The 8,632-nt window shown below is 70.6% G+C and carries 8 protein-coding genes; 4 read left to right on the forward strand and 4 right to left on the reverse strand.

Annotated elements, in window-relative coordinates; translation table 11 throughout:
- Position 1: 1 nt before the first annotated feature.
- Complete coding sequence (gene moaA / locus ACOADB_RS17215; protein WP_378601083.1) at positions 2–994, reverse strand: GTP 3',8-cyclase MoaA; 993 nt, start codon at positions 992–994, stop codon at positions 2–4.
- 68 nt (positions 995–1,062) lie between these two features.
- Between moaA and ACOADB_RS17220 the strand changes: the two genes are divergently transcribed.
- Positions 1,063–1,974 carry an SURF1 family protein gene (locus tag ACOADB_RS17220; protein ID WP_378601085.1) on the forward strand — a complete coding sequence of 304 codons (912 nt, stop codon included), beginning with the start codon at positions 1,063–1,065 and terminating at the stop codon, positions 1,972–1,974.
- Here the strand turns inward: ACOADB_RS17220 and ACOADB_RS17225 are convergent.
- From ACOADB_RS17225 to glpK, 3 genes are read right to left on the reverse strand one after another with little or no spacing between them, the layout of a single operon-like run.
- Positions 1,860–2,621, reverse strand: a complete 762-nt coding sequence (locus ACOADB_RS17225) for an SDR family oxidoreductase (RefSeq protein ID WP_378601087.1) — start codon at positions 2,619–2,621, stop codon at positions 1,860–1,862. The genes ACOADB_RS17220 and ACOADB_RS17225 overlap by 115 nt on opposite strands.
- A complete protein-coding gene (locus ACOADB_RS17230; protein ID WP_378601089.1) occupies positions 2,621–4,396 on the reverse strand; it encodes a glycerol-3-phosphate dehydrogenase/oxidase in 1,776 nt (591 codons plus the stop codon). Before ACOADB_RS17230 ends, ACOADB_RS17225 begins: the two co-directional genes overlap by 1 nt.
- Positions 4,396–5,913 (reverse strand): glycerol kinase GlpK, encoded by a 1,518-nt coding sequence (gene glpK / locus ACOADB_RS17235; protein WP_378601091.1) that lies wholly within the window; start codon positions 5,911–5,913, stop codon positions 4,396–4,398. The genes ACOADB_RS17230 and glpK overlap by 1 nt, the downstream gene beginning before the upstream one ends.
- Before the next feature lie 99 nt (positions 5,914–6,012).
- Here glpK and ACOADB_RS17240 point away from each other — a divergent pair, with 99 nt between their 5' ends.
- From ACOADB_RS17240 to ACOADB_RS17250, 3 genes are read left to right on the forward strand one after another with little or no spacing between them, the layout of a single operon-like run.
- Positions 6,013–6,711 (forward strand): SDR family NAD(P)-dependent oxidoreductase, encoded by a 699-nt coding sequence (locus ACOADB_RS17240; RefSeq protein ID WP_378601093.1) that lies wholly within the window; start codon positions 6,013–6,015, stop codon positions 6,709–6,711.
- Entirely contained in the window at positions 6,698–7,888 is a 1,191-nt protein-coding gene (locus ACOADB_RS17245) for an S-adenosylmethionine:tRNA ribosyltransferase-isomerase (RefSeq protein ID WP_378601095.1), read from the forward strand. The genes ACOADB_RS17240 and ACOADB_RS17245 overlap by 14 nt, the downstream gene beginning before the upstream one ends.
- Positions 7,803–8,609 carry an ABC transporter ATP-binding protein gene (locus ACOADB_RS17250; protein ID WP_378601097.1) on the forward strand — a complete coding sequence of 269 codons (807 nt, stop codon included), beginning with the start codon at positions 7,803–7,805 and terminating at the stop codon, positions 8,607–8,609. Before ACOADB_RS17245 ends, ACOADB_RS17250 begins: the two co-directional genes overlap by 86 nt.
- Positions 8,610–8,632: the final 23 nt, after the last annotated feature.

Genomic DNA, 8,632 nt, shown 5'->3' on the forward strand with positions numbered 1-8,632 from the left:
ATCAGCCGCCGATGGCGGACATCGGGCGATCGGGCTGGAGGAAGGTCGGGTCGTCGATGCCGTGACCGGGGGCCTTGCCGAGCATCGCGGTGAGCCAGCGGTCGGCCAGCTCGTCGTCGCCGGCACCGCCGCGCATCGCGAGCCTGAGGTCGGACTCGTCGCGTGCGAACAGGCAATTGCGCACCTGGCCGTCGGCCGTGAGCCGTACCCGGTCGCAGTCGCCGCAGAACGGTCGGGTCACCGAGGCGATCACCCCCACGGTCGCGGGGCCGCCGTCGACCAGGAAGAGCTCGGCGGGCGCGCTTCCGCGGGGTTCGCGGGCAGGCGTCAGGGCGAACGTGGTGGCCAGGGACGCGAAGATGTCGTCGGCCGTGACCATCGAGTCACGGCTCCAGCCGTGCTGGGCATCCAGCGGCATCTGCTCGATGAAGCGGAGGTGGTAGCCACGGTCCAGGCACCACTGGAGGAGCTCGGGGCCCTGGTCGTCGTTCACGCCGCGAAGCAGCACCGCATTGACCTTCACCGGCCCGAGCCCAGCGGCCTCGGCAGCGGCCAGGCCCTCGACGACGTCGGTGAAGCGGTCCCTGCGGGTGATCTCCTGGAACGTGTCGCTGCGCACCGTGTCGAGGCTGACGTTGACCCGGTTGAGCCCCGCCTCGGCAAGGGCGCCGGCGGTCTTCGCCAGGCCCAGCGCATTCGTGGTGATCGACATCTCGACGTCAGGGTCCAGCGCGCGGACGCGCCCCACGATGTCGACGAGACCCCGGCGGACCAGCGGCTCGCCACCGGTGAACCGGACTTCCTTGACGCCGAGGCGCTGGACAGCGATCCCGATCAACCGGACGATCTCGTCGTCACTGAGCTGGTCGTCGGCCGGCAGCCACTCCAGGCCCTCCGGCGGCATGCAGTAGGTGCACCGCAGGTTGCAGCGGTCGGTCAGCGAGACACGCAGGTCGGTGGCGACCCGGCCGTGGCGATCGATCAGCGGCTGCATCCGTCCAGCATAGGTCGCCACTCAGGGGCGACGCGCCGGCGACCACCCCGGGGACCTACCGTTGACCCGTGCGATCGTGGCTGGCCTCCTGGCGCTTCCTGCTGAGCCGTCGCTGGGTGCTCTTCTTCCTGGCGATCCTGCTCGTGGGCTACGCCACGTGGTGGCTCGGCGAGTGGCAGTTCGGCCGCCTGGAGGACCGCAAGGAACGCAACACGATCGTCAGCGCCAACGAGGAGCGCGACCCGGTCCCGCTCGCCGAGGTGCTCGCACCCGGTCGGGTAGTGAAGGAGTCCGACGAATGGCGCCTCATCACCGTCACCGGTGAGTACGACGTCGACGACACCGTCGTCGTCCGGTACCGCACCCGCAAGTCCGCCCCTGGGGTCGAGGTCGTCGTACCCCTGGTGACGCCGGACGGGACGACCGCGCTGGTCGACCGCGGCTGGTTCGCCACCGACAACCCCGAGATCACCCACACCGACCTCCCTGCACCGCCCGAGGGCGAGGTGACCGTCACCGGCTGGGTCCGCAGAGACGGGACGGGTGACAGCACGCAGGTCAACGAGCACTCGACCCGCGCGATCGCGAGCGGCCCCATCGGAGAGGCCATCGATCGCGAGGTCTTCACCGGGTTCGTCGCACTCAAGGCGGAGGACCCGGAGCCGACCGAGGACCTGGAGCCCGTCGAGCTCCCCGAACTGGGCGAGGGACCGCACTTCTTCTACGGCCTGCAGTGGTGGTTCTTCGGCGTCCTGGCGCTGGGTGGCTTCGGCTACCTCGCCTGGGACGAACGCAAGCACGGGGCCCGCGGGTCACGGACGACGGCCAAGAAGCGGTCCGGCGGACCGTTCTCCGGCCGGGAGCGTCAGAGCGCGCGGCCCATGCCGCCGTCGACCGGGACCATGACACCGGAGACGAACGACGACGCCGGCGACAGCAGGAACGCCGCGACCCGTCCGAACTCCTCGGGATCCCCGTAGCGGCCGAGCGGGATCTGGGCGAGCGCGGCAGCCCGCGCCGCTGCTGCGTCACCGGTGGAGGCGTCGAGTTCGGCGACCCGTTCCGTGCCGATCCGGCCGGGCAGCAGGCCGTTGACGCGGATCCCGCGCGGCCCCAGTTCATCGGCCAGCGTCTTGGCGACCATGGCGAGGCCCGGTCGGAGGCCGTTGGAGACGGCGAGGTTGGCGATCGGTTGCCGCACGCTCGTCGACAGTACGAAGGCCAGGCTCCCGCCGTCACCGAGGGCTGCACCGATCTCCCGTGCCAGCCGCACGCCGCCGAGGAACACGGACCCGAAGGCCTGCGTCCATTGCTCGTCGGTGACGGAGGAGACCGTCCCGGACGGAGGGCCACCCACGCTGATCAGCGCGCCGTCGAGCCGCGCCCAGCGTTCCTGTGCAGCCGCGATCAGGCGGCCAGGAGTCGCCGGATCGGCATTGTCGGCCACCACCCCGACGACCGCCCCGGGTGCGCCGAGCTCGGCGACGGCCCGATCCACTCCGGCGCTCTCACGACCGGACAGCACCACGCGTGCCCCATCGGCCAGCAGCGCTTCGACCGTGGCACGGCCCAGTCCGCGGGTCGCGCCGGTGACGACGTACACGCGGTCCTGCAGGGACAGGTCCATCAGGGCGTCTCCAGGGCATCGACGATCTCGAGCGACTCCAGCGACTCGGCGATCCGGGACACCGGTACGACGTCCGGTGCGCCCTTGCGCGCCGCGTCGGCCGTGTGGTCGTCGGGCTGGCGCTGGCTCTCCCGTTCGGCCTCGACCCGCTTGACGTAGTGCTGGACCTCCCGCTCCCGCTGGTTGGCGTCCCAGCCGAGGTACCCGCCGACCAGGTCGGCCACGTGCGGCGCCGCGGCGACTCCGCGGTCGAAGGTCTCGAACGAGATCCGCATCCGGCGGGTCAGCACGTCGTCGAGGTGCCGCGCGCCTTCGTGCGTCACGGCGTAGACGGCCTCGACCTGGAGGTAGTCCTCGGCCCCGGGCATCGGTTCGGCCAGGTCCGGCTCGGCTGCGATCAGGTCCAGCACCTCGAGCACGAGCGATCCGTAGCGCTCCAGCAGGTGTTCGATCCGGTTGACGGCGAGCCCCGACTGCGTCGCGAGCGTGCGGCGCTGGTTCCACAGGGCCTGGTAGCCGTCCGCCCCGACGAGCGGGATCCGCTCGGTCACGCACTCCCCGACCTTGCGGCCCAGCACGCTCTCCAGGCCGTGCACGGCCTCATCGACGGCGTCGGCGGCCATCACCCGATAGGTGGTGTACTTCCCGCCGGCCACGACCACGAGCCCGGGGACGCTGTGCGCCACGGCGTGCTCGCGGGAGAGCTTCGACGTGGCGGCCGACTCCCCCGCCAGCAACGGCCGCAGTCCTGCGAACACGCCTTCGACGTCGTCGCGGGTCAACGGCACCTCGAGCACCTTGTTGACGTTGGTCAGCAGGTAGTCGATGTCGCTGGAGCTGGCCGCCGGGTGGTCCTTGGACAGCTCCCAGTCCGTGTCGGTGGTGCCGATGATCCAGTGCCGCTTCCACGGGATCACGAACAGGACGGAGGTCTCGGTCCGCAGGATCAGCCCCGCTTCGCCGCGGATCCGGTCACGGGGAACGACGAGGTGGATGCCCTTGCTGGCGCGCACCTTGAACTGACCACGCTCGCGGGCCATGCCCTGGGTCTCGTCGGTCCAGACACCCGTGGCGTTGATGACCTGGGACGCCCGGATCTCGAAGGGGCGGCCGGTCTCGAGGTCGATCACCTCGGCGCCGACGACGCGCTCGCTCTCCTTGATCAGGCCCAGCACACGGGTGCGGGACGCCACGGCGGCACCGTAGGTCGCCGCGGTGCGGGCGAGGAACATGGTGTGGCGGGCGTCATCGACCTGCGCGTCGTAGTAGCGGATCGCCCCCACGAGGGCGTCCTTGCGCAGCGACGGGAACGCCTTGCGCGCCCCACGACGGGTGAGGTGTTTGTGCATCGGGACGCCGTCGCCGTACCCGCTGGCCTTGGACATGGCGTCGTACAGTGCGACCCCGGAACCGGCGTACCAACGCTCCCAGCCGCGTCCGGTGAGCGGGTAGAGGAAGGGCACCGGCCGGACGAGGTGCGGAGCGAGTCGCTGCATGAGCAGGCCGCGCTCCTTCAGCGCCTCGGCGACGAGCCGGAAGTCCATCATCTCGAGGTAGCGCAGGCCGCCGTGGATCAGCTTGGAGCTGCGGCTGGACGTGCCCGAGGCGAAGTCCCGGGCCTCGACCAGTCCGACGGCCAGCCCGCGGGTGGCGGCGTCGAGGGCAGCGCCAGAGCCGACGACTCCCCCACCGATCACCAGGACGTCGAGGTGCTGGTTGGCCATCCGCTTCAGCGCCGCAGCGCGGCCACGGGGCGAGAGTGGAGCGGGATTCATCAGTGGACCTCCACCCAGTCAAGGGTTCGTTGTACGGCCTTCTGCCACTGGGCGTATCCCGCGGCACGTTGGTCCTCGCTCCAGTGCGGTTCCCAGCGGGTGTCTTCCTGCCAGTTCTCCCGGAGCTCGTCGGTGTTGGCCCAGTAGCCGACCGAGAGCCCGGCTGCGTAGGCGGCGCCGAGCGCGGTCGTCTCCGGGACGACGGGCCGACTGACCGGTACGCCGAGGACGTCGGCCTGGATCTGCATGCAGAGGCTGTTGGCAGTCACGCCGCCGTCGACCTTGAGCACTTCCAGCGTCACTCCGGAGTCCGACGACATCGCCTCGATCACGTCGCGGGACTGGTAACAGATCGCCTCGAGCGTGGCCCGGGCGACGTGGGCGTTGGTGTTGAAGCGCGACAGGCCGACGATGGCGCCGCGCGCGTCGGAACGCCAGTAGGGCGCGAAGAGCCCCGAGAAGGCGGGCACGAAGTAGACGCCTCCGTTGTCCTCGACCTGGGCGGCCAGCGACTCCGACTCCGAGGCTCCGCTGATGATGCCCAGCTGGTCGCGCAGCCACTGCACCGCCGATCCGGTCACCGCGATCGAGCCCTCCAGTGCGTAGACACAGGGTTCGTCGCCGAGCTTGTACGCCGGTGTCGTGAGCAGGCCGGCCTTGGAGCGCACGATCTCGGTGCCGGTGTTGAGGAGCATGAAGTTGCCGGTGCCGTAGGTGTTCTTGGCCTCGCCCGGCGCGAAGCAGACCTGCCCGACGGTCGCGGCCTGCTGGTCGCCGAGGATGCCGGTGATCGGCACCTCCCCGTTGAAGGGACCGTGCAGCCGGGTCATTCCGTACGGCGTCGTGGCCGATGACTCGCGGATCTCCGGAAGCATCGCGCGGGGAACCCCGAAGAATCCGAGCAGCTCGTCGTCCCAGTCCAGGGTCTCCAGGTCCATCAGCATGGTCCGGCTCGCGTTGGTCACATCGGTGACGTGGACACCGCCGTCGGGTCCACCGGTGAGGTTCCAGAGCACCCACGTGTCAGGAGTCCCGAACAGGGCGTCGCCCTTCTCCGCGAGTTCCCGCGCGCCCGGGACCTCGTCGAGGATCCACTTCAGCTTGCCGCCGGAGAAGTACGTCGCCGGAGGGAGACCGGCGCGATGGCGTATCACGTCGCCACGACCGTCGCGGTCCAGCGCGGCGGCGATCGCGTCGGTGCGGGTGTCCTGCCACACGATCGCGTTGTGCAGCGGCCGGCCTGTCCGGCGGTTCCACACGATCGTGGTCTCGCGCTGGTTGGTGATGCCGACCGCAGCGAGGTCGCTGGCGTCGAGGCGGGCCTTGCCGAGGGCGGTCTGGACGACGGACGAGGTCCGCTCCCAGATCTCGACGGGGTTGTGCTCGACCCACCCGGCGCGCGGCAGGATCTGCTGGTGCTCGAGCTGGTGCCGGGCCACTTCGCGCCCGGCGTGGTCGAACACCATGAAGCGTGTGCTGGTGGTGCCCTGGTCGATCGCCCCCACGTACCTCGCCATGCACCAACTCTGACACGTCGCACGTCGCTGGCGCTCGGAACACGCGCGATCGCACCGAGTGCTTGACCTCAACCGAACTTGAGGTTCAACGATGGGGGCATGAACAGGATCGCACTCGTCACGGGCGGAAGCGCCGGCCTCGGCCGCGCACTGACGCTCGCCCTTGCCCACCAGGACTGGCACGTCATCACGAACGGCCGGAACTCCGAACGGCTGGCCGCCACCGCGGCAGCCGCCCCGGCGGGCTCGGTGACCGCCATCGTCGGTGACACGTCCGACGAGGACCACCGGGCCGAGCTCATGGCTGCCGTCGAGGCGCAGGGCCGCCTGGACCTCCTCGTCAACAACGCCGGAGTCCTCGGCCCGGCCTCCGGCGACAACCCCCACCGGTTCCTCGCGGACCTCACCATCGAAGACGTCGGGTACGTCTGGCGCCAGAACGTCGGGGCGCCCCTCGTGCTGACCAGCCTCGCGATCCCCCACCTCGCGAAAGCCGGTGGCACGTTGCTGTCGATCTCCTCCGACGCCGCCCTGGAGCACTACGCCGGTTGGGGCATGTACAGCGCGTCCAAGGCCGCGCTGGACCACCTCACCCTCACCGTCGCGGCAGAGAACCCGACCATCACCGCGTACGCCGTGGACCCGGGTGACATGCGCACGCAGATGCACCAGGACTGGTTCCCCGGCGAGGACATCTCCGACCGTCCGCTGCCCGAGGTCGTCGTACCCCGTCTGTTGGCACTGCTGGACGGCACGGCGCCGTCGGGTCGGTACCGGGCCAGCGATGTCGCAGCTTGAGGCACAGGAGTTCGCGCCGGCGCCCGCCGAGCGGCGCGGGCTCGCCCGGGACCAGGTCCAGCTTCTCGTCGCAACCGACCGCGGGATCACCCACACCCGCTTCCACCGGCTCGACGAGCACCTGGAGCTCGGGGACATCGTCGTCGTGAACAACTCCGCGACCGTCGCGGCAGCCGTCGACGCCGTCTCCGACCGGCACGGACCCGTGGTGCTGCACCTGGCGACGCCGCTCGACGACGCCACCTGGGTGGTCGAGGTACGACGTCCGCCCGATGCCGCTCGGGCCGTGCTCGATGCCCGGGCCGGTGACCGGATCGACCTCGTGGGCGGAGCGGCCCACCTGCAGCTGATCGAGCCGTACCCGGCTCCCGGGTCGTCCCCCACCGGCACCGGCAACCGGTTGTGGCGGGCGAGCATGACCGGCGACCTCACGGCGGCCGTGCGGCGGCTCGGCCGACCGATCGCCTACGGCTACCTTGATGCCCGCTACCCGCTCACGGACTACCAGACCGTCTTCGGTCACCGACCCGGCAGCGCCGAGATGCCGTCGGCGGGACGTCCGTTCAGTCCCGACCTGGTGACAAGGCTGGTCGCGAAGGGGGTGCTGGTCGCCCCGATCACCCTGCACACGGGCGTCTCCTCCCAGGAGGCGGGCGAGTTCCCGCAGGCAGAACGCTTCGAGGTGCCGCGTTCCACCGCGGCTGCGGTCAACGCTGCCCGTGCCGCGGGAGGCCGGGTGATCGCCGTCGGCACCACGGTCACCCGGGCACTCGAGTCGGCCGTTGACGTCGGCCGGGACGGTGCGACCGTCGTCGCCCGGTCCGGATGGACCAGCAGGATCATCAGCCCGGCCGAGCCACCGCTGGTGACGGACGGCCTCGTGACCGGCTGGCACGACCCCGAGGCGTCTCACCTGATGCTGGTCGAGGCGGTGGCAGGAGCCGGACTGACCCGACGCGCGTACACCGCCGCCTCGGCATCGGGCTACCTCTGGCACGAGTTCGGGGACTCGTGCCTCCTGCTGCCGGGCTCAGGGAGGAGTCAGGCAAATCCCGATGACCGGACGAACACTCATCGGGCAGGGTGTTCCCATGACGACCGCCCCCCACCAGGTCTCCCCCGGACTTCCCGCCGCGGCCCGCGCGATCAACCTCCACAAGACCTACGGGTCCGGTGACTCCGAGGTCCGGGCCCTCGATGGCGTGACGATCTCGCTCGCCCAGGGCCAGTTCACCGCGATCATGGGACCGTCCGGTTCCGGGAAGTCCACCCTGATGCACTGCCTCGCGGCACTGGACGCGCCCACGGCAGGCGAGGTGATGGTCGGCGAGACCCAGTTGTCGCGCCTCAAGGACAAGGCGCTCACCACGCTGCGGCGTGAAGAGGTCGGGTTCGTCTTCCAGGCCTTCAACCTGATTCCGACCCTCACCGCCCAGGAGAACATCCTGCTGCCGCTCAGCCTGGCCGGCCGGAAGCCCGACCAGGCCTGGTTCGACACGGTCGTCGACACGGTCGGACTGCGCGATCGCCTCAAGCACCGGCCGGCCGAGATGTCCGGCGGCCAGCAGCAGCGCGTGGCCTGCGCCCGCGCCCTCGTCAGCAAGCCGTCGATCGTGTTCGCCGACGAGCCCACCGGCAACCTCGACAGCACCTCGGGCGCGGAGGTCCTGTCGTTCTTACGCCGCAGCGTGGACGAGTTCGGGCAGACCATCGTGATGGTCACGCACGACGCCGTCGCGGCGTCGTACTGCGACCGCGTGGTGTTCCTCGCCGATGGCCGGGTGGTCGACGAGATCAACAACCCGGACCGTGAGCAGCCGACGCGGGTGGGCCAGATTTCGGACCGGCTCGTTGAACTTGGGGCCCTGCAGGCCGCCGCTGCGCGCGGAAAGGCCTGACATGTTGCGGCTCACGCTGCGCA

It is taken from the genome of Nocardioides sp. CPCC 206348, from assembly GCF_048654705.1.
In the GTDB taxonomy this organism is placed as follows: domain Bacteria; phylum Actinomycetota; class Actinomycetes; order Propionibacteriales; family Nocardioidaceae; genus Nocardioides.

What these genes read in the sequence shown, in the direction of transcription:
- moaA (WP_378601083.1), bottom strand. Translation starts at nt 994, where the DNA reads ATGCAGCCGCTGATCGATCGCCACGGCCGGGTCGCCACCGACCTGCGT.
- ACOADB_RS17225 (WP_378601087.1), bottom strand. Translation starts at nt 2,621, where the DNA reads ATGGACCTGTCCCTGCAGGACCGCGTGTACGTCGTCACCGGCGCGACC.
- ACOADB_RS17230 (WP_378601089.1), bottom strand. Translation starts at nt 4,396, where the DNA reads ATGAATCCCGCTCCACTCTCGCCCCGTGGCCGCGCTGCGGCGCTGAAG.
- glpK (WP_378601091.1), bottom strand. Translation starts at nt 5,913, where the DNA reads ATGGCGAGGTACGTGGGGGCGATCGACCAGGGCACCACCAGCACACGC.
- ACOADB_RS17240 (WP_378601093.1), top strand. Translation starts at nt 6,013, where the DNA reads ATGAACAGGATCGCACTCGTCACGGGCGGAAGCGCCGGCCTCGGCCGC.
- ACOADB_RS17245 (WP_378601095.1), top strand. Translation starts at nt 6,698, where the DNA reads ATGTCGCAGCTTGAGGCACAGGAGTTCGCGCCGGCGCCCGCCGAGCGG.
- ACOADB_RS17250 (WP_378601097.1), top strand. Translation starts at nt 7,803, where the DNA reads ATGACGACCGCCCCCCACCAGGTCTCCCCCGGACTTCCCGCCGCGGCC.